This window comes from Psychrobacillus sp. FSL K6-2836 (assembly GCF_038003085.1).
GTDB lineage: Bacteria > Bacillota > Bacilli > Bacillales_A > Planococcaceae > Psychrobacillus.
On record NZ_JBBOOM010000001.1, the window covers coordinates 3,200,459 to 3,223,719 of the forward strand.

23 protein-coding genes are annotated in these 23,261 nt (G+C 36.3%); 18 read left to right on the plus strand and 5 right to left on the minus strand.

The features are described 5' to 3' along the window. Positions 1 to 386: 386 nt before the first annotated feature. The 5 genes from MKY37_RS15260 (at position 387) to MKY37_RS15280 (ending at position 5,884) form a co-directional block, all read left to right on the plus strand. Complete coding sequence (locus tag MKY37_RS15260; protein ID WP_340778514.1) at positions 387 to 1,565, plus strand: MFS transporter; 1,179 nt, start codon at positions 387 to 389, stop codon at positions 1,563 to 1,565. After that, complete coding sequence (locus MKY37_RS15265) at positions 1,562 to 3,313, plus strand: methyl-accepting chemotaxis protein (protein ID WP_340778517.1); 1,752 nt, start codon at positions 1,562 to 1,564, stop codon at positions 3,311 to 3,313. The genes MKY37_RS15260 and MKY37_RS15265 overlap by 4 nt, the downstream gene beginning before the upstream one ends. 136 nt (positions 3,314 to 3,449) lie before the next feature. Next, complete coding sequence (locus MKY37_RS15270; protein ID WP_340778519.1) at positions 3,450 to 3,884, plus strand: hypothetical protein; 435 nt, start codon at positions 3,450 to 3,452, stop codon at positions 3,882 to 3,884. Continuing rightward, positions 3,881 to 4,852: a DUF2268 domain-containing protein gene (locus MKY37_RS15275; protein WP_340778520.1), complete on the plus strand. Its 972-nt coding sequence runs from the start codon at positions 3,881 to 3,883 to the stop codon at positions 4,850 to 4,852. Before MKY37_RS15270 ends, MKY37_RS15275 begins: the two co-directional genes overlap by 4 nt. A gap of 192 nt (positions 4,853 to 5,044) precedes the next feature. Beyond that, a complete protein-coding gene (locus tag MKY37_RS15280; protein ID WP_340778521.1) occupies positions 5,045 to 5,884 on the plus strand; it encodes a DUF2785 domain-containing protein in 840 nt (279 codons plus the stop codon). 51 nt (positions 5,885 to 5,935) lie between these two features. On the opposite strand, the gene MKY37_RS15285 is transcribed toward MKY37_RS15280, so the two are convergent. Beyond that, entirely contained in the window at positions 5,936 to 7,075 is a 1,140-nt protein-coding gene (locus MKY37_RS15285) for a zinc-dependent alcohol dehydrogenase (RefSeq protein WP_093495073.1), read from the minus strand. Positions 7,076 to 7,215: 140 nt separating this feature from the next. Between MKY37_RS15285 and MKY37_RS15290 the strand changes: the two genes are divergently transcribed. Both MKY37_RS15290 and MKY37_RS15295 read left to right on the plus strand, forming a co-directional pair. After that, positions 7,216 to 7,557 (plus strand): MerR family transcriptional regulator, encoded by a 342-nt coding sequence (locus MKY37_RS15290; RefSeq protein ID WP_340778526.1) that lies wholly within the window; start codon positions 7,216 to 7,218, stop codon positions 7,555 to 7,557. Continuing rightward, positions 7,557 to 8,009 (plus strand): SRPBCC family protein, encoded by a 453-nt coding sequence (locus tag MKY37_RS15295; RefSeq protein WP_340778528.1) that lies wholly within the window; start codon positions 7,557 to 7,559, stop codon positions 8,007 to 8,009. Before MKY37_RS15290 ends, MKY37_RS15295 begins: the two co-directional genes overlap by 1 nt. Before the next feature lie 50 nt (positions 8,010 to 8,059). Here MKY37_RS15295 and rlmD read toward each other — a convergent pair whose 3' ends face one another. Genes rlmD through MKY37_RS15310 form a run of 3 tightly spaced genes read right to left on the minus strand, consistent with a single transcriptional unit; the run spans position 8,060 to position 11,234 of the window. Further along, complete coding sequence (gene rlmD, locus MKY37_RS15300) at positions 8,060 to 9,433, minus strand: 23S rRNA (uracil(1939)-C(5))-methyltransferase RlmD (protein WP_340778529.1); 1,374 nt, start codon at positions 9,431 to 9,433, stop codon at positions 8,060 to 8,062. 42 nt (positions 9,434 to 9,475) lie between these two features. After that, positions 9,476 to 10,285, minus strand: coding sequence for a polysaccharide deacetylase family protein (locus MKY37_RS15305; protein ID WP_340778530.1), 810 nt, complete (start codon positions 10,283 to 10,285; stop codon positions 9,476 to 9,478). Between the two features lie 52 nt (positions 10,286 to 10,337). Continuing rightward, entirely contained in the window at positions 10,338 to 11,234 is an 897-nt protein-coding gene (locus MKY37_RS15310) for a TIGR01777 family oxidoreductase (RefSeq protein ID WP_340778531.1), read from the minus strand. A gap of 106 nt (positions 11,235 to 11,340) precedes the next feature. On the opposite strand from MKY37_RS15310, the gene recX reads away from it, so the two are divergent. The 3 genes from recX to MKY37_RS15325 are packed head-to-tail and all read left to right on the plus strand — an operon-like array spanning position 11,341 to position 12,743. Continuing rightward, on the plus strand, positions 11,341 to 12,153 hold the full coding sequence (gene recX, locus MKY37_RS15315) for a recombination regulator RecX (protein WP_340778532.1): 813 nt from the start codon (positions 11,341 to 11,343) through the stop codon (positions 12,151 to 12,153). Beyond that, positions 12,146 to 12,475, plus strand: coding sequence for a YfhH family protein (locus tag MKY37_RS15320; RefSeq protein WP_340778534.1), 330 nt, complete (start codon positions 12,146 to 12,148; stop codon positions 12,473 to 12,475). Before recX ends, MKY37_RS15320 begins: the two co-directional genes overlap by 8 nt. Before the next feature lies 1 nt (position 12,476). Further along, positions 12,477 to 12,743 (plus strand): YfhJ family protein, encoded by a 267-nt coding sequence (locus MKY37_RS15325; RefSeq protein WP_340778535.1) that lies wholly within the window; start codon positions 12,477 to 12,479, stop codon positions 12,741 to 12,743. 676 nt (positions 12,744 to 13,419) lie between these two features. On the opposite strand, the gene MKY37_RS15330 is transcribed toward MKY37_RS15325, so the two are convergent. Then, positions 13,420 to 14,403 carry a metal-dependent hydrolase gene (locus tag MKY37_RS15330; protein ID WP_340778536.1) on the minus strand — a complete coding sequence of 328 codons (984 nt, stop codon included), beginning with the start codon at positions 14,401 to 14,403 and terminating at the stop codon, positions 13,420 to 13,422. A 122-nt stretch (positions 14,404 to 14,525) separates the two neighbouring features. Between MKY37_RS15330 and mutY the strand changes: the two genes are divergently transcribed. The 8 genes from mutY to MKY37_RS15370 all read left to right on the plus strand — a co-directional run bounded on the left by mutY (position 14,526) and on the right by MKY37_RS15370 (position 23,149). Then, positions 14,526 to 15,590: an A/G-specific adenine glycosylase gene (gene mutY / locus MKY37_RS15335; protein ID WP_340778537.1), complete on the plus strand. Its 1,065-nt coding sequence runs from the start codon at positions 14,526 to 14,528 to the stop codon at positions 15,588 to 15,590. 1 nt (position 15,591) lies between these two features. Continuing rightward, positions 15,592 to 16,338 (plus strand): enoyl-[acyl-carrier-protein] reductase FabL, encoded by a 747-nt coding sequence (gene fabL, locus MKY37_RS15340; protein WP_340778538.1) that lies wholly within the window; start codon positions 15,592 to 15,594, stop codon positions 16,336 to 16,338. A 359-nt stretch (positions 16,339 to 16,697) separates the two neighbouring features. After that, positions 16,698 to 16,850, plus strand: coding sequence for a gamma-type small acid-soluble spore protein (locus tag MKY37_RS15345; RefSeq protein WP_340778539.1), 153 nt, complete (start codon positions 16,698 to 16,700; stop codon positions 16,848 to 16,850). A gap of 137 nt (positions 16,851 to 16,987) precedes the next feature. Then, positions 16,988 to 17,527, plus strand: a complete 540-nt coding sequence (gene ntdP / locus MKY37_RS15350) for a nucleoside tri-diphosphate phosphatase (protein WP_340778540.1) — start codon at positions 16,988 to 16,990, stop codon at positions 17,525 to 17,527. Between the two features lie 61 nt (positions 17,528 to 17,588). After that, a complete protein-coding gene (locus MKY37_RS15355; protein WP_340778541.1) occupies positions 17,589 to 19,340 on the plus strand; it encodes an ABC transporter ATP-binding protein in 1,752 nt (583 codons plus the stop codon). A 177-nt stretch (positions 19,341 to 19,517) separates the two neighbouring features. Beyond that, positions 19,518 to 20,537 carry an ABC transporter ATP-binding protein gene (locus tag MKY37_RS15360; RefSeq protein WP_340778542.1) on the plus strand — a complete coding sequence of 340 codons (1,020 nt, stop codon included), beginning with the start codon at positions 19,518 to 19,520 and terminating at the stop codon, positions 20,535 to 20,537. Beyond that, positions 20,512 to 21,495 (plus strand): ABC transporter ATP-binding protein, encoded by a 984-nt coding sequence (locus MKY37_RS15365; RefSeq protein ID WP_340778543.1) that lies wholly within the window; start codon positions 20,512 to 20,514, stop codon positions 21,493 to 21,495. The genes MKY37_RS15360 and MKY37_RS15365 overlap by 26 nt, the downstream gene beginning before the upstream one ends. A 25-nt stretch (positions 21,496 to 21,520) precedes the next feature. Next, positions 21,521 to 23,149, plus strand: coding sequence for an ABC transporter substrate-binding protein (locus tag MKY37_RS15370; RefSeq protein WP_340778544.1), 1,629 nt, complete (start codon positions 21,521 to 21,523; stop codon positions 23,147 to 23,149). The last annotated feature ends 112 nt before the right edge of the window (positions 23,150 to 23,261 follow it).

Below are 23,261 nucleotides of genomic sequence, written 5' to 3' on the forward strand. Positions count from 1 at the left end.
ACCTCACTTTATATGTATAGGATAAAGGAAATTGTAAAGAAAAGATAGGTCTAAAGAGTTAATTTAATGATTCGTTTATTTACAATCTTTACAATATTCTGTTTATATGATAAAGTAACTTTAAGATACATAGAAGGGAGGCCGTAGTGAATAGTCGACCATTCTAATAGTTAGAAGGAGGGTGTTTAGACATTTCACCGGCAAACTAGCCGAAAATGCAGTTATGAATATACAAGTGAATAGTAGTTATATGTAAAGGTTCAGTCCATTATCTTACAGAGATATCGGCTGAGCCTTTTGTTGTGTAAATTTATATATTATCCATACTTATTCTCTGCTAAACTTAAGCTATTAGATAATTAGTATGTAAAAAAAGAGGTATTACTATGCATGAATTTACAATAGAAGAAAAAAAACGTTTTAGAATTTTAGTCATAATCGTTTCGATATCCGGTTTCTCGCAAGGGATGCTTCTCCCGCTGATCTCTGTCATTTTTGAACAGGATGGTGTAAGTGCAACTTTAAATGGATTGAGTGCTACTGGATTATACATAGGTACGTTATTGATTTCCCCGTTTATGGAACCACCTTTACGAAGATTTGGGTATAAGCCGATTATTATATTCGGTGGACTTCTTGTTATTATGTCCTTAATGCTATTCCCTTTATGGAAAAGTGTTGCCTTTTGGTTTGTTTTACGATTATTAATCGGAATTGGTGATCATGCACTTCATTTTTCCACGCAGACTTGGATTACTAGCTTTTCTCCGCAGCAGCGTTTAGGTAGAAATATAGCTATTTATGGACTATCGTTTGGGGTAGGTTTTGCGGTTGGACCTTTATTTGTCCAGTTGGTGGAAGTCTTTGAAGGTTTACCATTCATCATTTCGAGTATTCTTTGTTTATGTGCTTGGGTTCTTGTGTTTTGTATTAAAAATGAGAAGCCGGAAGTTTTTACTGATAGTGCCTCTTTAGCAGGTACATGGAAACGCTTTGGAGCAGCATTTGCTGTTGCATGGATTGCGTTTATACCACCGTTTAGCTATGGTTTTTTGGAATCCTCTTTAAATGCAATCTATCCTGTGTATGCATTACGTAATGCACTAGATGTTACGGATCTTTCATACATACTAGCCGCCTTTTCTATCGGTGGTGTTGTATCACAGTTGCCATTAGGGGTACTAAGTGATCGTATCGGTAGAAGAAAAGTACTTATTTTTGCACTTGCATTTGGCGCAGTGACATTTGGTGTAGCGAGTATGTTCGAAACCTCAGCATTAGTAATAGGAAGCTTATTTTTTATTGCTGGTACATTTGTAGGTTCTACATTTTCTCTTGGAATTTCGTATATGACCGATCTTACACCAAAAGAATTACTTCCAACAGGTAATTTACTTTGCGGAATTTTCTTTAGTATGGGCAGTTTATCGGGTCCATTTTTAGGTGGTCTATTTATACAATTATTTGAAGGTGTAAGCTTCTTAATTCTAATAGCCCTTTTGTTAGGCTCATTATCATTTGTCATATTCATCTCAAATCCACATAAGAAAGGTCGATTACTATGAAGCAACAATCCTCTAAATTAGGCAATAAAATAGCATTATATTTAATCATAGGCATACTTTTACTTGTGGCGTTATTTATAACTGTACTTATTTATAACACGAATACTACGGTTAAAAATACAATGGGGCAAAATGGTATACATATAGCTCAAAATATTGCGACACTAGTTGATGTACCAGCGTATGAAGAATTTAAACAAAATCCTAAACAAAACGATATATATTGGGAATTAAGAGAGGAATTATATGATTTAACCGTTCAAAACGGTGTTATGTATGCGTATATTACGGATATCCCACAAGCAGGAGAAGCTGCCACTATCCTTGTAGATGCAGGTGAAGCAGAAGATGATTCAGTATATTTACCTGGAGATATAAGCGAAGGAACAGATTATGATGTAGTAGAAGGTGCTATAAAAGGTGATGGGGACTATACGGACATAGTAGTCGATGAAGTGTATGGTGAATACCTATCTTCATATGCTCCATTAAAGAATGAGGCAGGAGAGACAATTGCAATTGTTGGAGTAGATATTGCAGCTACAGATATACAAGCGATTCAACAAAATTCAATAAAGCAATCTATACCTTTTTCTATGCTAATGGTTATTCTTCTAAGCATAATCATTATTTTCTTGCTCTATCGTTATATCCGAATTGCATTGAAGCCACTTGCAAAGATGCAAGATGCTTCTTATAAGTTCGCAAATGGAGATTTACGTGAGGCAGAGGAAACATTATCAACCGTATCAATGAGACAAAATGATGAAATAACCGATTTTGCTAAATCATTCCGAAAATCTATTGGACAATTATCCTCTATTTTAACGAATATGAATGGAACAGCAGGTTCGTTATTAAAAGTATCCGATGAATTAGAGAAAGTAATGAAGTCAGTTAGAATCTCTAATGATGAAATATCAGAAAGTATTTATAAAATAGCTTCTGGTTCGGAAGTACAGAAAACAAATAATGATGAAGCGTTAACTGCTATGGAAGAAATGACTATTGGTATCCAAAGAATTGCAGATTCTTCAACATCGGTGGCGATATCATCGAGTGACATGACAGAGCTGGTTACCACAAGTGCAGCAAATTCTAAGTCAGTCGTTCGTCAAATCAAAAATGTGGAGGCTTCTGTACTAGCAACTGAAAAACATGTAAAAGATTTAGGAGAAAAATATCATTCAATCGAGGACATGGTTACAGTTATAACTGGTATTGCCGATCAAACGAATCTCCTTGCATTGAATGCAGCTATTGAAGCAGCTCGAGCAGGTGAAGCAGGTAAAGGATTTGCAGTTGTCGCCGACGAAGTTAGAAAACTTGCAGAAATGTCGAGAAACTCTGCGGAAGAAATTCGTAATCATATTCATGGATTTCAAGCAGTAACTGTTCAAGCACTCGAAGAAATGGCTAAAAGTGCTGAAGATGTTCAAAATGGGTCTGTAGCTGTGGAAGAAATAGGAAACGACTTAAATAAGGTGCTAGAATCTGTACTACATGTAAATGAAGAAGTACAAGATGTTTCAGCAGTAACGGAACAAATGTCAGCAAGTTCTGAAGAAGTGCTTGCATCAATGGAGCAGGTTGCATCTATTGTAAATGAGTCAGTCGAACAAACGAAAACTGTGGCTGTTTCAGCGGATTACCAAGTGACTACCGTCGAAAATTTAGATAAAACGATTCAAACACTGCAACAATCAGCTGATCAGCTTCACAAAGCAATTAATCAATTTAATCTATAATATCGAAACACTAAGGCTTGTTCTTATCTAGGAACATTGAGCCTTAGTGTTTTTTCTTGAGTAGCGGAACTTTTCTGTGAATTTACCGTATAATTAGTAGAAGATACCATTTTAAGAAAAAGTAGGGGGGGCAACTTTGGAGGTTACTAGGGAAAAGAAGTATAGAAATTTGCTTGTATACTTGTTTATTATAATTTTTGGGTTAGTTACATACTCCTTAGATCTATATCCTGGTGGGTATCAACTAGATTATGTTGATGCACAATCTATAACAATAACAAAAATAGATATTATTCAAGAAGAGCAGTATAAGATTGAGCTTACAGAAGAAAATGCACTGAAATTTGCTCTTTTGAAATCGGAAATTATTTTCCTTAAAACGCTTTGGCTTATGGGAATTGTTGTGTTCTCCACATGGTTCATAAGCATTTCAAATCTAGTTGAAAGGAAGGAATTTAAACCTGCTTTAATAATATCAGGTATTTTTATTGTTATTTTTGTAATGGCTATTTTTGTTTATATAGATAGGTTAAATTTTTTGAAGAAAGTGATTGGAGGGTTACTAGTTTGAAAAAAACTTTTAGATGTATAAATCTAATAATTATTCTAGTAATTTTAGCTAGCTGTTCTAATGAGACGGAAGAATTTGAAAAACCACTTCCAACACTTCTTAGTAGCCCAGAAACTTATATAGAGGGAGAACAGGAATTTGAAATTTATACCTATTATCAATCTTTTTTAGACTTTTTAGCTCAAGCTGAGAAACAACCAGATAATGTGGAGGAAATATATAAAAATACTGTACTGAATTCTTTTAAAGAGAATGGTTTTAGTTATAGCGATTTTAATGCAGAGATATTTTACACACCAAGTGATGTGGTGAAACTTAGAAATACAATAGAAGTGCTTATTGAAAGACAGGATGAGCTTAATACAACCATTAAACAAGCATTAGCTACATCGGTCGCGGAACTCCCTGGAGGAAGTAAAAAGATTCACATTATGCCTATTATTCCTGAAATAACTCACAACATAGAAGAGGAAGCAGGTAGTGTAGGTGGTTACGCCTGGAATAAAAATAATATCGTTCTACTTGTTGGTCCTTCTTTTCTAGAAGTTGATTTGGCATACACTGTAGCTCATGAGTATCATCATGTGGTTTACATGGATACTAAAGGTGGTAAATGGTACACTCTGTTAGAACAAGCTGTACTAGAAGGAAAAGCTGATACTTTCGCAACGATGTTATATCCAGAGAGTTTTATGTCTTATTATGAACCTTTTACAACTGAAGAAAATACAAAAGTAATGGAGATATTCAGCGCAAACTTGGAATCAACTGACGTGGAACTTTCTGTAGATTTTTTGTATGGAGACGAACGGGAAGATATACCGCAGTTTGCAACATATATAATAGGATCTCAAATTATGGAAGCCTTGCTAACAAAGCATTCAAATTTGACAGTGGAAGAATGGACAAAAATGCCAGCAAAAGAAGTGCTAGAAAAAAGTAATCTTTTGCTTAATAAGACAGAATAGACGAGAATTTGCGAAAGAAAAAAAGTTTCCAGTACAAAAAAAGAGATGTAACGGTTCCTAAGCTAAGGACCACTATAATTGTAGTAGAACCAGCTCGAGGTTTTAAAGCAGAAAATAGATTTAGAACTTCATTAATTTTTATGTAATAGTAAACGGCTAATCGTATCTTAAGGAAGGAAATGAGATTATCAGATGGAAGCAAATGAACTTAAAAAGATTTTAAGTGAACTAAAAAGTGGAGAAAGAACTTGGGAAGCAGAACAGGACGACGTGATTGTTTACTCAATGCTAGAACATATAGGTTCTACAGATGGTGAACTAAGAGATCAACTAATCTACAGCATGTTTTATCAATTAATAATAGAAAAGAATTTACTAGGGCCTAAACTACTAACTGAATTATTGGAAGTGGCGTTAAATGATTTGTTATACAAAGGAATTGGAGAAAAGGAAACAGATACTGTTTTTACGAGATCTTTTACTACTCTTTTGATAGCACTTATCCTATATAGAGATAACGAAAATGACTTTCTTGACCAAAATATGATTCTAAGAGTAAAAGATAACTTGATTGATTATATTAATCTTGAAAAAGACTTAAGAGGCTTTGTACCAGATAAAGGTTGGGCTCATAGTATTGCGCATGTAGCAGATACTTTTGATGAACTAGTAAAAAGTAATAAAGTAGACTCAGAACACTTTGGAGAAATGTTAAATGCACTATGGAACAAATTATTTGTTTTCGATAGTGTTTACATACACGAAGAAGAGGAAAGAATTTTAATTCCAATATTGGAGATGCTCGAACGAGGTTTGAAAATAAAGGAAATAGAATTACTGATACAACAAATACCAAACGAATTAAAAAAGAAAAAGAGTATAATTAAGGAAGAAGAGTATTGGTTCCTGTACGCGAACTGTAAGGCGTTTTTAAAAAGCTTCCTTATTAAAGTTCAAAAAATACCCAAATTAGATCCTTTGAAAAAAAGTATAGAAGATTGTCTTAAATCAGATTGGAATTTTCTATCGTGAGGGTGAGGACAGACAAGTCAGGAAGTCTGTCCTCATCTTCACTTAAATTTTTTATGGTTTTAACACAAATTTAATACTTTCGTCCTCATGATCGTGGAAAGTTTTATAAGCATCACTTGCCTTATCTAGTGGTACACTATGCGTAATAATTTCTTTCGGGTCAAATTCGCCATTCGTAATTTTATCAAACAATAGAGGCATATAATGAATGACGGGTGCCTGTCCCATTTTTAGTGACACATTCCGTTCGAAAATATTTCCTAATGGGAACATATTATATAATGATCCATAAACACCAGTTAATTGAATCGTTCCAAATTTTCTTACTGCATTTATTCCTATATCAATAGCACTTAGAGTTCCACCTTGGAGCTTTAACTTTTGCTCTACTTTTTCGACCATTGACATTTTACCGTCCATCCCTACACAGTCAATGACAACATCTACTCCTCCATTGGTGATCTCTTTAATATGGGAGCCCATATCTTTATACTGTTCAAAATTGTAGACTTCGACGTTATTCATCTTCACAGAGTGCTTTAAACGATAATCTAAGTGATCAACTGCAATTACTCGTTTTGCACCTTTCATCCACGCAAATTTCTGTACCATTAAACCAACAGGACCTGCACCTAAAACTGCAATTGTGTCTCCTTCTTTCATGCCTGAGTTTTCAACACTCCAATAGGCAGTTGGAAGAACATCTGATAGGAATAACAAAGACTCATCCTCTAGTTCACATGATTCCGGTATTAAGAAAGGCATGTAGTTTCCATAGGGGACTCTTAAATATTCAGCCTGCCCACCTGGGAAATTACCATAACGTTCGGTGTAGCCAAGATAAGCACCGGAGTCTAAGGCTGGATTATCATTTGAATTATCACACTGACTTTCCATCTCATTTTGGCAATAAAAGCATTCTCCACATGAAACATTAAAAGGAATAACAACTCGATCACCTTTTTTAACTTTTGTTACAGCTGGACCAACCTCTTCCACGATACCCATTGGCTCATGACCAATAACAAAGTCCTTTCGAGTAGGTATTCCACCTCTATAAATATGGAGATCAGATCCACAAATAGCCGTAGTAGTAATACGTACTAGAATATCATCCTGTTTCTCCAGTTTTGCATCTGGAACTTCTTTTACTTGAATATCTTTGGCTCCTTGAAATGTGACTGCCTTCACTTAAACTCCTCCTTTAATTAAATGTTCACACTATTGATTCCCTTAACTTCTTCAAATAAAACGCATCATGATATATTTAGGTAAAATGGATTGACTCTGTGGTGCACCCCACAGTTTATAATAAAAAAGGGAGGCGCAGAATGTATAAGATTAGTGAATTTGTCGACATAACTGGGTTAAGCAAGGAGACCTTACGATACTATGCAGAAGTTAAATTACTCGAACCAGCTTATATTGATCCACTCAATAATTATCGGTACTACGATGATGGCAGCTATTTTCTAGCCATCCTCTTAGTGAAACTGAGAAGTTTTGGATTTACTATACAAGAAATGATTTCTGTAATGGACGATAAATCATTTGCTAACCTTGAAAAAATACTACAGCAAAAAAGAAGTACAATATTGCTTCAAATAGATAATCTAACAGCCAAATTAGGTGAGCTAGATGAATTTTTAGAATCAGGAAGGGAGAATAATTAATGATTAAATGGAGTGAAGAAACAGAAATCAAGGTAAACATCGAAAAAGTATGGAGCTTATTTATGGATAAAAACATACATAAGATTATGGATAAGGTGGAGGAGCACGTTCTTATAGAAAAACAGGAGAATGAGGTTGGTGCGAAGCATAGACAAAGTTATCGGGAAGGGAAGCGAGTAGAGACATATATCGTAGAAACATTGGCATATGAGGACCGACCAGATAAAAAGCACAAACAAATAAGTTTTGTATTGGGCAAAGCATTTGAAATTATGTTTAGTTTTACTTTGTATAAAATGGATGATAATCATACAAGATTTATTTATGAGGGACAAAATAAAGGAGTAAATTTTGTAGGACGAGCAATGATGAAACTTGGTAGTGAGAAAAGTAATAATAAAGTGGTCCAAGAATTTATGGAAAAGGTAAATCGAGAAGCATTAAAGCTATAAAACCAAAAAGCTGCCGGATTAATTAAATATCTCCGACAGCTTTCTTCTCTTTATTTTAACTCCAACAGTGTCACTGCTTCGACATGAGCAGTTTGAGCGAACATATCAACAGGTTGGATATACTTGATGTTGTATACATCTTTAAGCGCTGCTAAATCCTTTGCAAGTGTTGATGGATTACATGAAGTGTAAACAAAGCGTTTTGGTTTAATATCTAATAACGTTTTTAACAGTTCATCATCTAAGCCTGCACGAGGTGGATCTACAGTTAATACGTCAGGAACGAATCCTTCGCTTTTCCACTTTTGTAACCAATGCTGTGCTGTACCATGAACGTATTTTGTGTTTTTAAAACCATTTCGTTTAGCATTTTTTTTCGCGTCTTGAATAGATTCCTGTACAATATCCATCCCTCGAACTTCTTTTGCATTTTTGGCAAGCCAAAGTCCTATTGTACCAACACCACAATATGCATCTACAATTGTTTCTTCACCTGTGAGTGCTGCTGCTTTTTCAATTTCATTGTATAAATGAACTGTTTGTTCCGGATTCAATTGGAAAAAAGCTCTAGCAGATAAGTCAAAAGCTAGTTCTCCAAGTTTTTCATGAATCGTTTCTTTACCATGTAAGTTAAATGTCGTATCTCCAAATACCAGAGAAGTATCCTCTGGATTAATATTCTGACTAATGGACACAATATTAGGGTCGATTGCTCGTATTTTTTGAACTAGTTCTTCTTTATGTGGCATTTTCTTTTGAGTTGTTACAAGTGTAACTTGAATTTGTCCAGTTTTCATACCAGTACGAACGACAATAGTACGGACGATTCCTTTAGAATTTCTACCATCGTAGATAGAAATCTTCAGTTCTTCCAGGAATCTTTTTATTTCATTCGTAATATGGGTAGTGGCTGGCTCTTGAACCGAACATTCGTTAATATCGATTAACATATTGGATTCTTCTGCGTATAACCCTGCAATAACTTTATCGCCTAATTCTCTCACTTGGAACTGACTTTTGTTACGGTAATTCCATGGGTTTTCCATACCGATAGTTGGTCTTACATCAATTGTCGGAGCCAGGTCCTTCACATAACGTTCTAAAGCTTGTAATACTAAATCCCTTTTAACATGTAGCTGACTTTCATATGTCATATGCTGCAGCTGACATCCTCCACAAGCTTCATATACCGGGCAGGGGGGATTAACACGATGTGGAGATGATTCTCTTAATGTTTTAATTTCCGCTTCGGCATACTTAGGGTTTACTACTGTAACCTTTGCAGTTATTACCTCTCCTGGAAGTGCTCCTTTTACAAAAACAACATTGCGCTTAAAAAATCCAACGCCTTCTCCGTTAATACCAAGTCGTTTAATCGTAAGGGGAAATTCTTGTCCTATTTCTATAACTGATTTTTCACTCATAACTTCACGTCCTTTATAATCTTCTTTCTATTATAAAGTAGTTTATTCAGGAAGCAAAGTAAGCGGAATATCCAGATTATTCATGATTAAATCGTCCAGAGTGCCAAAGGTATATCCCATTTTTCTAGCCTCTTTGATGAACATCGGTAAGCCTTCTGCATTATCAGGTGAAACAGTATGCATTAAAATAATTGCACCAGGATGTATTTGAGACATTAATTGATCATAGGCATATTTGCCACCTTTTTTCTGATCCTTATGCCAATCAATAAATGCGACAGACCAAAATATATGCTGATGTCCTATTTCATTAGCAGCCTCAAGTACTTGTTCATTAAAAATTCCTTCTGGTGGACGAGTTACAGTAGTTCTTGTTAATGAAGTTAATTCACTCAAACGTTTATCAAACTTTTGCAGTTCTTTTTGAATCCCTTCCTTTGAGAGCTTTGCTAGATTTGGATGGCCATAAGAGTGGTTACCAATTTGATGTCCCTCTGTAATCATACGTTTTACTAAAGGAGTAGCACTCTCTAAATAATGGCCGGTCAAAAAGAATGTAGCTTTAATATTTTCCGTTTTCAGGGTGTCCAAAATGCTTTCGGTATAGCCGTTTTCATAGCCATTATCGAATGTAAAATACAGTATTTTTTTATCAGCAGAGCCTTTATATATTGCACCATGTTTTTTAAGCATAGCATCCAATTCTCCGCCAGCTTCCGCTGGCTGCTCATTTGTTGCCTTTTTTAACCCCCAATGGATTTCCTCTGCTTGTGCAGAGAAAGGTTTATACATTAATCCAGCACTTAAAATGATTGTAGCAATTACGATTCCTACAAAATGAGATTTCCACATAAAAAACGCAACCCTTCTTTTTTAGTAGGTTGCGCCAATGTGATTTAGTTATTCATTTATAAATATCACGTAATGCACTTTCCAAATTAGGGAAATGGAATGAATAACCTTCATCTATTAATATCTGTGGGATCACATGTTGGCCTTCTATCACAAGCTGACTTTTTTCTCCAAGTGCAATCTTTAATGCAAAAGATGGAACTGGAAAATAATGCGGTCTTTTTAATATACTCGCTAAAGTTTTTCCAAAATCCTTCATTTTTTTAGCGTGAGGAGCTGTGACATTGAAGGGACCATTAATAGGATTCTCTATTGCAAATAGTAATGCATCTGCAACGTCTTTTACATGTACCCAAGACATCCAATTATCACCGGCTCCAACAGGTCCACCAACAAATAGTTTATATGGGAGTGCCATTAAAGGGAGTGCACCTTCTGATTTTCCTAAAATAATGCCAAATCTGCCACAAGCAACACGAATCTGAAGCTTTTCTGCACTTTGAGCTTTCAGTTCCCAATCTCGAACTGTTCGAGCCAAATAGTCCGTACCAACTTCTTTGGATTCCTCTGTATACCTTGTGCTATTAGAGGCTGGATAAATGCCAATTGCACTCGCATTTACTAACACTTTTGGTTTTATGGCTAAGGCATGTAAAATTCGGAGCACTTCATCTGTCGTTTTCATCCGACTATCATAAATTTTCTGTTTCTGCTTTTCGGTCCATCTTCCATTACTGATCGACTCACCAGCCAGATTTACAATAGCATCGACGCCTTCTAACTGTTTTTCGGGAGATGCATTTTCTGATAGCCACTGTACATACGTTACGCCACGTTCCTTCCCCTGTTTCGAACGAGATAATATAAAAACTTCATGTCCCTTTTGTAAAAGTAAATCCGTTAGTTCTCTTCCAACAAAACCAGTTCCGCCAGTAATTGCAATTTTCATTTGTCACCAACCTCCTTCTTAGCATTATCATAACAGTTCAATCATTTATCACCAACCAACTTATCGGTTATAATTGATAAGTGTAGAGAAATGGAGAGATTTATACATGCCGGTTATTACGAAAATTGCACGACAAAAAAATAATAATGAACGGTATAATTTATATTTGGATGAAAAATATGCACTTAGCTTAGATGAAGCAGTACTCATAAAGTATCAGCTAACAAAGGGAAAAGTCATCGAAGCATTTACATTAGATGAAATGGTTTTTGATGATGAAGTAAGGAAGGCTTTTAATAAAGCGATTAACTTTTTAAGCTACCGAATGAGAAGTGAGCATGAAGTGAAACAAAAACTTCTGCAAAATGAGTTTGGTGAAGCAGTTATATTAGAAGCAATCCGAAAATTATATGAGTATGGCTTCCTTAATGATGAAAGCTTTACAAAAGCACTGGTAGAAACGCAAAAGAAAAATAGCAAAAAAGGACCTGTTGCAATTCGTCAGGAATTAAAGAAAAAGGGAATTGAAAAAGACCTTCAAGAGGAAGTACTGAGGAACTATTCCGAAGAAGAGCAAGTTGGTATAGCGAAAACCTTAGCAGAGAAGATCATCAATCAATATCAAGATAAAACACCAAGACAAATTAAACAAAAAGTTCAAGATACCCTCCAAAGAAAAGGATATAATTTTTCAATAATCTCACAAGCCCTTTCCACTTTTGAATTAGAAAAAAGTGAGGAGGAATGGATTGAAATTATTACTACCCAGGGAGATAAAATTTGGCGTAAGCATGCCGCGAAATATAAGGGGAATGATTTGCACAAACGTATAAAGACAGCATTGTATCAAAAAGGATTCCCTGCTGAACAAATTGATCTTTATATTGAAAAGAAGGAGCTGGAAGAGCAAGATGACTGAGAAAAAATATAGTGATATGACTGTACAGGAACTTAGAACAGAAATTGCAAACCTAAAGGAAAAATCACGTAAGGCAGAGCAACTAGGCATTGTAAATGAGTATGCTGTTTACGAAAGAAAAGCATTGATGGCACAAGCATTTTTGATAGATCCAGCCTCTATTAAATCAGGTGAAATGTATCGTATTATTGGAGATCCGGGTGTATTCTTTCAAGTGGAATATTTGAAAGGGAGATTTGCATGGGGATATAGATTAGGTGGAGATAAATATGAGGAAGCTTTACCGATCTCAATGTTAGAATCGCTAGAGGAAGGGAAATAATATGCAAACAAAAATAGATGAATTAACTTTCGCACTACTTGAAAAAAATGATAAATTATCCGCTGCAAAAGCAAGAGCGTGGATAGAGCTTCTGTGGTCAGATTTTGAATCCTCTTATGCAAAGGCAGGCTATGATTATAAAGGAGCAGCCGTAACGGAAATGGTTATTCGAAAATGGATCGATGGCTACGGTGGACAATTGCATGAATTTGCAAACACGAATGAGAAGTATAAGCATTTATTAGAAACAGATGACTTTACCAATTAAAAACGCTAGGAAAGTATCCTAGCGTTTTCTCCTAAAAGATAGAAAGTATAAAAAAGCTTCGTGAATACTTGGCTCATGGGACTTGAAAGAAATTATAGTGCTATGATTTCCGTTTCAGGTGGACGCGTTCCGCAGGGTGAGCGATAAGCCATCACCGCCGCTTACGCGTTCGTTGTGATGTCTTATCTGTCTCACTCATCCTGCTGGAGTCGCCACCTTTCACTACAATCAATATAAAGTGTAGTTCTCAACTATAAGATTTGGCAAAGCGTATTGCTTAGACGATAATAGCAGTCAAAGTGAATTTAGTGATAAAACCTTCTGCCCGATTAGGTATACTATTTTATCATGAAAGAAGAAAATGGATTTTCTTTTATTAGGATCTAACTCATCATTACCTACTTAAAATAAAACACGTTTATTTATGTGGTTTTATATCAAATTATCCTATTATATAAAGTGACCCAATTGATTGTAGCGCAGAGCGGCGACTCCAGTGGGAACAGCGCGAGCTGAAGACCCTGGACAGAGCGTAGCGAAAATCTTTTTTGCGACGAGCTTGCGCAGGAGCAAGGGAAGCGGCTGAAGCCGTGCCCACGGAAAGCGTCCGCTCGGAGCGGAAATCAACGGTATATCTACGTTTCGAAATAAGTGAAAAGTAAAAATTTACTTACTGTTAGTTATGTGGCATGAAATCTAACTTTTTGTGTAGCTTGTCTTCACTAAAAATCCATCCTGTGTAGGAATTGACTATTTCTAGGTCCGCATTCAAATGTGCTACAGCTACAAATGGATAATAGTCATTACTACGATATCGTAAATCAATTAGCCTTACTTCATAAATATGTTCAAATTCAGTAATCTCCCAGCGATATATAGGAGAAAAAGAAGTAAAGGCACTTAAGTTTTTATCCTTTAAGGCCGCTTTTACTAATTCAGATTCGGGAAGCGGATTACGTTCAAACTTATCATAGATAGTGATAGACCTACCATATGCTCGTCCGACATAATGATGTGTTTTTGAAATTGCCGCCACTCTCCATTGTAGAAATTTCATCGTTGGCGCGACGATAATTTCATCTGCATCGGGAATAGTATGCTTTACAGAATTTTTTACCGCATGCTGTACGGCAAATCTTAAAATATAATAGACGAAAACAACGGCGTACATAGTAAGAAAGGTTGGAACAGGATTTAAACCAAACATCCAAAACAGTAGACCAACCACATGAATGCCAAAGATAATAGGATCAAATGTATTGATAACACCTAAGGCAACCCATTTCCTTGAAAATGGCCTTAATGCTTGAGTTCCATAAGAATTGAATATATCAACAAAAACATGTACAAACACCGCTAAAAAGGTCCATAACCATAAATGCAGTAAATTTGCTTCTGGCAAAATAAGCCATAGCACTCCTGCTATCAAGATAGGCCATAAAATAACGGCAGGAATGGAGTGGGTAATCCCACGATGATGTCGAATATAAACAGCATTATTACGTAATTTTAAAACGGTATCTATATCAGGGGCTTGTGAGCCGATTATTGTACCTGCTATTACTGCAGTCGTTGTAAGCGTACTGCCTGCTACTACGGGGTCAATAAGAGATAGACCACCCAGTGCTATACCCATAACGACATGTGTACCTGTGTCCATACAACCAGCTCCTTTTAGGATTAAAGCTAACTACATCTTAAAATAGATTACTTAAAAAACAAAGCTACTACTATTCATATACCCATTATTTCATGTCAATAATCGCAAGGAAGGATTTTACAGTGAACGAATTATATAAAGAACAGGTTAGAAATGCTCTAGTTTCATGGTTTCTTGAAGAAAAACGTGATTTACCTTGGAGAAAAACAACGGATCCATATAAAATTTGGGTTTCCGAGGTTATGCTACAGCAGACGAAGGTTGATACGGTTATTCCTTATTATGAAAGATTTATCGCAAAATATCCTTCGCTTGAGTCACTAGCTAATGCTGATGAAGGAGAACTATTAAAAGAATGGGAAGGATTAGGTTACTATTCCCGTGCCCGAAACCTACAATCTGGTGTTAAAGAAGTCGTTCAACAATATGGAAGTGTTGTCCCTTCCACAAGAAAAGAAATTTCCAAGTTAAAGGGTGTAGGTCCATATACAGCTGGGGCTGTTCTTAGTATTGCATATGGAGTCCCAGAACACGCAGTCGATGGAAATGTCATGCGTGTACTTTCTCGACTATTATTGATAAAAGAAGATATTGCGAAGCCGAAATCGAAGAAAATATTTGAAGAAGCGGTAATGGATTTAATAGATCCTGAAAATCCCTCTGCTTTTAACCAAGGACTTATGGAGCTAGGCGCAATAGTTTGTACTCCAACTAAACCAAAGTGCCTATTATGTCCAGTACGGGAAAACTGCTCTGCATTTTTTGAAGGTATGCAAGAAGAGCTACCAATAAAAACAATCCAAAAAAAGTCGAAAATACATAAAGTAAAAACGGTCGTTATACGTAATAAGGCTGGTCTTGTTTTATTGGAAAAACGACCTTCTAAAGGATTACTTGCGAATATGTGGCAGTTTCCCATGGTAGAACTACCAACTCCTAACCATACAGTTGAAGAGATTGTTGAACATGATTACGGAGTGGAAATATCAAAAGGTCCTTCGATCAATGAATTTAAACATGTATTCTCTCATTTAGTATGGGAAATGGAGAGCTTTGAAGCAACCTTAAAAAAGGAAAAAGAACTAACATCTCGATGTAAATGGCTTACAATTGAGGAAATAAATCAACAACCGATGCCTGTTCCAATGTTAAAAATATGGAATGCATGGAAAGAGAGGGAGATTTAACATGACAACAAACAAAGTTGCATTAGTTACAGGTAGTAGTAGAGGTTTAGGGAAAGCTATTGCTATTGAGCTTGCTAAAAATGGTTATGATATAGTTGTAAACTATGCGAGAAGTAAAACTGCAGCCCTTGAAACAGTAAAGGAAATAGAGGCTTTAGGAAGAAAAACACTGTTAGTGAAGGCAAATGTAGGGGATGTAGAGAAGCTACGAGTAATGTTCCAAACAATTAAAGAAGAGTTTGGTCGACTAGATATTTTTGTTAGCAATGCAGCGTCTGGTGTTTTACGTCCTATTATGGAATTGGAGGAATCACACTGGGACTGGACGATGAATATTAACGCAAAAGGAATGCTCTTTGGTGCCCAAGAAGCGGCAAAGTTAATGCCTGAAGGTGGAAAGATATTAGGGATCAGTTCTCTAGGATCTATCCGCTATTTAGAAAACTATACAACTGTGGGTGTATCTAAGGCGGCTATCGAGTCACTTACAAGATATTTAGCTGTGGAGCTTGCTCCTAAAGGCATTGTCGTAAATACTGTTTCTGGTGGTGCACTCGACACAGATGCTCTTAAGCATTTTCCAAATCGGGATGAACTATTAGAGGATGCCCGAGTGAACACACCAGCCGGTCGAATGGTAGAAATCGAAGACATGGTAAAAACCGCCATGTTCTTACTATCAGATGACGCTTCTATGATTCGCGGACAAACAATCATTGTCGATGGTGGAAGATCGATAAAAATGTAAGAGATGGCATGCTACATTCGAGTATAACTTCTATTAATAATAGATAATCGATATTACAGATTTCCGTTGCAGGTGGACGCTTTCCGCGGGGGGAACGATGAACCTTCACCGCCGCTTCGCTTTCGTTGTGAAGTTTCATCTGTCTCACTGATCCCGCTGGAGTCGCCACCTTCCACTACAATCTTATAAAAAAAGTGGTACACGAGAATATAATGCTGTTATTTTATAGTGAGTAGCACTTCAGAAACGCTAGAAACAGGTTTCGAACTTAAAGGGTCCTAATAAGCAATAAAAAAACAAAAAAGTGAATAATATTTTGCTATCTGCACATGATATCTATGTGCGGAGGTGAAAAGTCCATGAAGAATAACAGAAAACAGCAGAACCAAAACCAAGAGTTTGCTTCTGAAACTGATATTCAAAAAGTTAAAGAACAAAATCGTCAAGCAGAGTTGAAAAAACAACAAGCTAGCGGTCCACAAGCAAATCGTTCTTCTAACCCAACTAAATAACATGGATTCACCAAAAGTCAGCGAGGGTAAAAATACCCTCGCTGATTTTTTTACTATAGTTTTTAACAGTGAATTGCTATAATAAGAAAATAAGTATATAAATTCTAATTTGCGCTTGACGAAAAGGTGGCTAAATCATGGCGATTCCAAACGAAGGAGAGACTATTCAAATTCACAGCTACAAGCATAATGGCCGAATCCACCGTGTCTGGCAAGAAACGATGGTTTTAAAAGGAACCAAAAATATTGTAATTGGTGCAAATGAGCGAACACTTGTAATTGAATCAGATGGTAGAACTTGGATTACAAGAGAACCTTCTATTTGCTACTTTCATGCAGAATATTGGTTTAACATTATTTGTATGCTAAGAGAAGATGGTGTATACTATTACATCAACATGAGTTCTCCATTTGTCTATAACAATGGAATGCTAAAGTACATTGATTATGATTTGGATGTGAAGGTCTTTCCTGATATGACCTACACAATTCTAGATGAGGACGAATACGAGCAACATAAAAAGGAAATGAAGTATCCAGAAGAAATTGATGGTATTCTAAATCGCAATGTAGAAAAGCTCATATCCTGGATCAAACAAAGAAGAGGTCCATTTGCACCAGACTTTATTGAGGCTTGGACAAGTCGTTATCATTTTCATAAACAGTTGAATGAGTAGTTGAAGGAAACCTGTTGAAAACATGCAACAGGTTTTTCTCATGGTAGAAGGGAGTTTTAAAATGAGTTCGATGAAAAGATATATGCAGTTTGTAAAACCGTATAACTTTCAAATTTTCTTAACGATTGTGATCGGGATTATTAAATTTGCAATTCCGTTATTTATTCCGATTCTTATCAAGATTGTTATTGACGATATTATCGGAGCAGAAGCTTTAACAAATGATGAAAAGTTAACTCAATTATTTTATTGGCTTGGAGGGACTGTATTAGTATTCTTAATCGTTCGTCCACCAATAGAATATTATAGACAATATTTAGCACAACTAGTAAGTAATAAAATCTTATTTGATATACGTAAAAAACTGTATATTCACTTGCAGAAGCTAAGCTTGAAATATTATTCTAACACCCGTGCTGGCGAGGTTATATCACGGGTTATAAATGATGTCGAGCAGACGAAAAACTTTGTCATAATTGGTTTGATGAATGTTTGGCTGGATTTAGCAACTATTTTAATCGCTATCGGAATTATGTTAACGATGAATGTAAAGCTTACTTTAGTCACGTTACTCGCTTTCCCGTTCTATGCGTTCAGTGTCAAATATTTCTTCGGAAGATTACGGGACTTGACGAAAGAGCGTTCGCAAGCACTAGCTGGAGTTCAAAGCTATTTGCATGAACGTGTACAAGGCATGAGCATTATTAAAACATTTACATTAGAAAAACATGAACAAAAACTTTTTAACGAAACAAATGGAGAATTTCTAGATGCAGCAGTAAAACAAACAGTTTGGAATGCAAAAGCATTTGCAGTAGTTAATACGATAACGGATATTGCTCCTTTACTTGTGATTGCTTATGCTGGTTATGAAGCTATCCATGGAAGACTTTCAGTAGGAACGATGGCTGCATTTATAGCATATATTGAGCGTTTATATAGCCCTTTAAGACGTTTAGTGAATTCATCGACAACACTAACGCAGTCATTTGCTTCTATGGATCGTGTATTTGAGCTCATGGATGAAGAGTATGATATTGTCGATAAAAAAGGAGCTTCTACTATAGGTATCGCTAGTGGGGAAGTGACATTTTCAAACGTTTCATTTCAGTATGAAAAAGAAGGTCATATGATTTTAGAGGATGTTAACTTTCGTGTTAATGCAGGAGAAACAGTTGCTTTTGTAGGTATGAGTGGTGGTGGTAAATCGACTATTATCAGCTTAATCCCTAGATTTTATGATGTTACTACTGGACAAGTACTCATTGACGGGAAAGATGTTCGAGACGTCACTATTGAATCGTTAAGACAACAAATTGGTATAGTGCTACAGGATAATATTCTTTTTAGTGATTCGGTCAAATCCAATATATTAATGGGAAAACCAGATGCTACAGACGAAGAAGTAATGGAAGCGGCAAAAGCTGCAAATGCACATGATTTTATAATGGAGCTGCCTGGGGGATATGAAACAAAAGTTGGGGAACGCGGAGTGAAGCTTTCGGGAGGTCAAAAGCAACGCGTTGCTATCGCACGAGTATTTCTAAAAAATCCACCTATATTAGTTCTAGATGAGGCAACTTCCGCATTAGATTTAGAGAGTGAATCTTTAATACAGGATTCATTAGTGAAGCTAGCTTCAAATCGTACGACCATAATTGTAGCTCACCGACTATCTACAATTACCCATGCGGATAATATATTTGTTATTGAAGATGGTAAAGTGATGGAAAACGGTTCGCATGTCGATCTAATGAAACAACGAAATATTTATTATAATTTATTTCAAATCCAACAACTTGATATTGAATAGTCATTTAAACACCTTATAAGTGCTTTTAAGCTTATAAGGTGTTTTTTCTAACCTAATGAGATAACAGAGTCGCGCGACTTTTCAGAAAAGTATTGCATAAGAAAAGTTTTTGTGTAAAATTAAATTAATAGTAAATTAGTTAGAAAATTTTCAATTTTTGTGAAAAGAGGGAGCATCATGGGAGAACGACAAACAATTTTGGAAGTGAAAGATCTTCAAACGTCCTTTTTCACAGATGATGGTGTTATTCCATCCGTAGACCATATTGATTTTCATGTTAGAGAAGGGGAAATATTAGGTATTGTTGGGGAATCTGGATGTGGAAAAAGTGTAACATCTCTTTCTATTATGGGACTAGTTCCTAGTCCACCTGGGAAAATTACTAGTGGTCAAATAATGTTCGAAGGAAAAGACTTAACGAAGTTTTCGGAGAAAGAAATGCGTAAAGTACGTGGTAACGATGTTGCAATGATTTTCCAAGAGCCGATGACATCTTTAAATCCTTTATTTACAATTGGAAATCAATTGCTTGAGGCAATTACTTTACATAAGAAAGATTGGAACAAAAAGAAAGCATATGCAAGAGCGGTGGAAATGTTAAAACTAGTTGGACTACCTAGAGCAGAAGAGCTTATGAAAGACTATCCACACCAGCTCTCCGGAGGAATGAGACAACGTGTAATGATTGCAATGGCCTTAGTATGTGATCCTAAGCTTTTAATAGCTGATGAGCCAACTACAGCCTTAGATGTAACAATTCAAGCTCAAATATTAAAACTAATGCGCGAGTTAAATGAACGACTAAACACAGCAGTAATTTTAATAACACATGATTTAGGGGTAGTAGCGGAAACTTGTGAGAGAGTAGTCGTTATGTATGCGGGAAAAGTAGTGGAAGAGGGTACTGTGGATACGATTTTTAATAACCCACAACATCCTTATACAAAAGGCTTAATCGCTTCTGTTCCAGATATGCGTTATAAAAAACAACGACTCTATTCTATTCCGGGAAGTGTTCCAAAACCTGGATCTATTAAACAGGGCTGCAGATTTGCAGCTCGCTGTGAATTTGTATTTGGAAGATGTACCGAAGAAAATCCTCCATTATACGAAACATCGGAAGGTCATAAAACAAGATGCTTCTTATACGATGAGAAGGAGGTTTTGGCAGATGACAGAGCCGTTGTTAAAAGTTGAAGGTTTAAAAAAGTATTTTCCAATACGTACTGGACTGTTAGGAAAGCACACAGGCAATGTCAAGGCAGTTGATGGTATTTCTTTTTTTGTTAATGAAGGAGAAACACTTGGCATTGTTGGCGAATCTGGATGCGGTAAATCTACTACTGGCAGAATGCTTATGAGATTACTAGAGCCTACTGAAGGTAAAGTGACATTTAACGGAAAAGAGCTAACGAATATTTCCAATGACGAGATGAGAAAAGCAAGACGTGAAATACAAATGGTATTTCAAGATCCATACGCATCCTTGAATCCTCGGCATACCGTAGAAAAGATTTTATTGGAGCCATTAATTGTTCATAATATTGGAGACCCAAAAAGTCGGAAAAAGAAAGTACATGAATTTCTAGAAATTGTTGGTTTAAGTAGCTATCATGCAAAACGTTATCCACATCAATTTAGTGGAGGACAGCGGCAACGTATAGGAATTGCAAGAGCATTGATGACTAATCCGAAGTTAATAATAGCGGATGAACCAGTATCTGCTCTCGACGTATCTATACAGGCACAAGTTTTGAATCTCATGCAAGATTTACAGAAAGAGCTAAAGTTAACCTATATTTTTATCGCCCATGATTTAGGAGTAGTTCGCCATATTAGTGACCGTGTAGGGGTAATGTACTTAGGTAGAATGGTAGAGCTTGCTACAAGTGAATCTATGTATGCTGAACCTCTACATCCTTATACAAAAGCTTTACTTTCAGCGGTACCAGTACCAGATCCGGAATTTAAACGCGAACAAATTATTTTAGAAGGAGACATTCCAAGTCCCTCTAACCCACCTACAGGGTGCACCTTCCATACAAGATGTCCTTTTAAAATGGATATTTGCGTGAAGGAAATTCCACAATTACAAGAAGCTAAAGCTGGTCATTTTGTTGCATGCCATTTATACAATGAGCAAATGCAACATTGATAATAAATTTTATGGAGGGGTCCAAATGAGAAAATCGAAAATATGGTCATTTATGCTGTTGATGTTCGTTGCACTTACTGTAGTACTTGCTGCGTGTTCATCTGGCGATTCATCAGACGGCGATACAAAAAAAGATAATGACAAGGGGACGACAGATACTTCTGAAGAGAAAGTATTAGTCTTTGGTCGTGGAGGTGACTCGGTTACACTAGATCCAGCAGGTGCTACGGATGGTGAATCGTTTAAAGTTACACAAAACGTGTTAGAAACACTATTGAACTTTGGTGAGCAAAATACGGAGATCAATGAAGGACTAGCTACGAAATGGGAGCCATCTGAGGATGGACTTACTTATACATTCACACTTCGTGAAGGAGTAAAATTCCATGATGGAACAGACTTCAATGCAGAGGCAGTAGTTAAAAACTTTGAACGTTGGGCAAATGGTTCCGAAGATCTATTCCCGTATTATAAGTCTATGTTCGGGGGATTTGCTGGTGACGAAAGTCGCGTAATTGATTCAGTTACTGCTGAAGGAGATTACACAGTAATATTTAAGCTTACTCGTCCTCAAGCACCTTTCTTAAAAAATATTGCAATGAGTCCTTTCGCAATTGCAAGTCCGACTGCATTTGAAGCAGCTGGAGACAAATTTGGTGATAGCCCAGTTGGTACTGGACCATTTAAATTTGTAGAATGGAAACGTAATGATTCTATTACTATTGAAAAGAATGATGAGTATTGGAATTCAGAAGAGCCTAAATTGGATAAAGTTGTTTTCCGTGCAATTCCAGACAATTCTGCACGTTTGAACGATCTTCTAACTGGAGCAATAGATTTAGCTGATGGGGTAAATCCATCAGATGGTACAACAGTTGAAGCAGAAGCAGCGCTACAATTATTCGAACGACCATCTATGAATGTTGGATATCTTGGTTTAACAAGTACTCGTCCACCATTTGATAACCAAAAAGTTCGTCAAGCTGTAAACTATGCAATTGATAAACAAGCGATTGTCGATGCTTTCTTCGAAGGTCGTGCAGAAGTAGCGAAAAATCCAATGCCATCGACTATAAGCGGTTACAATGATGATATTCCTGGATATGAATACGATCCAGAAAAAGCGAAGCAATTATTAGCAGAAGCTGGTTTTGCTGACGGATTTGAAATGGAACTATGGGCAATGCCAGTTCCACGTCCATATATGCCAGATGGTGCAAAAGTTGCAGAAGCTATTCAAAAGAACTTAGCTGATGTTGGTATTACTGCTAATATCGTATCTTATGAATGGGCTACTTATTTAGAAAAAGCTGAAAACGGAGAAGCAGACGCATTCTTGTTAGGCTGGACAGGTGATAATGGAGATGCAGATAACTTCATCTATGTGTTACTTGACGAAGATAATATAGGAAGTAACAACTATAGCTACTACAGTAATGATGAGACACATAAATTATTAATCGAAGCACAAACAGAAGTAGACGAAGAGAAACGTAATGAACTATATAAACAAGCGCAAGAAATTATCTTTGAGGATGCTCCGTGGGTTCCACTTGCACACTCAACACCTTTACTAGCAGGTGATGCAGAAATTATTAATTTCAAACCACATCCGACTGGTTCTGATAGATTAAACAAGGTCGACTTTAAGTAATATACTTAAGGGGAGAGGTCTCCGTGATTTCTCCCCTTTCTTTATTCAATTAGAAATTTGTTTTTATTCAGCATCTGTCTAGCTCCAACGCCTAGCCCCTCGAGTCGCTTCA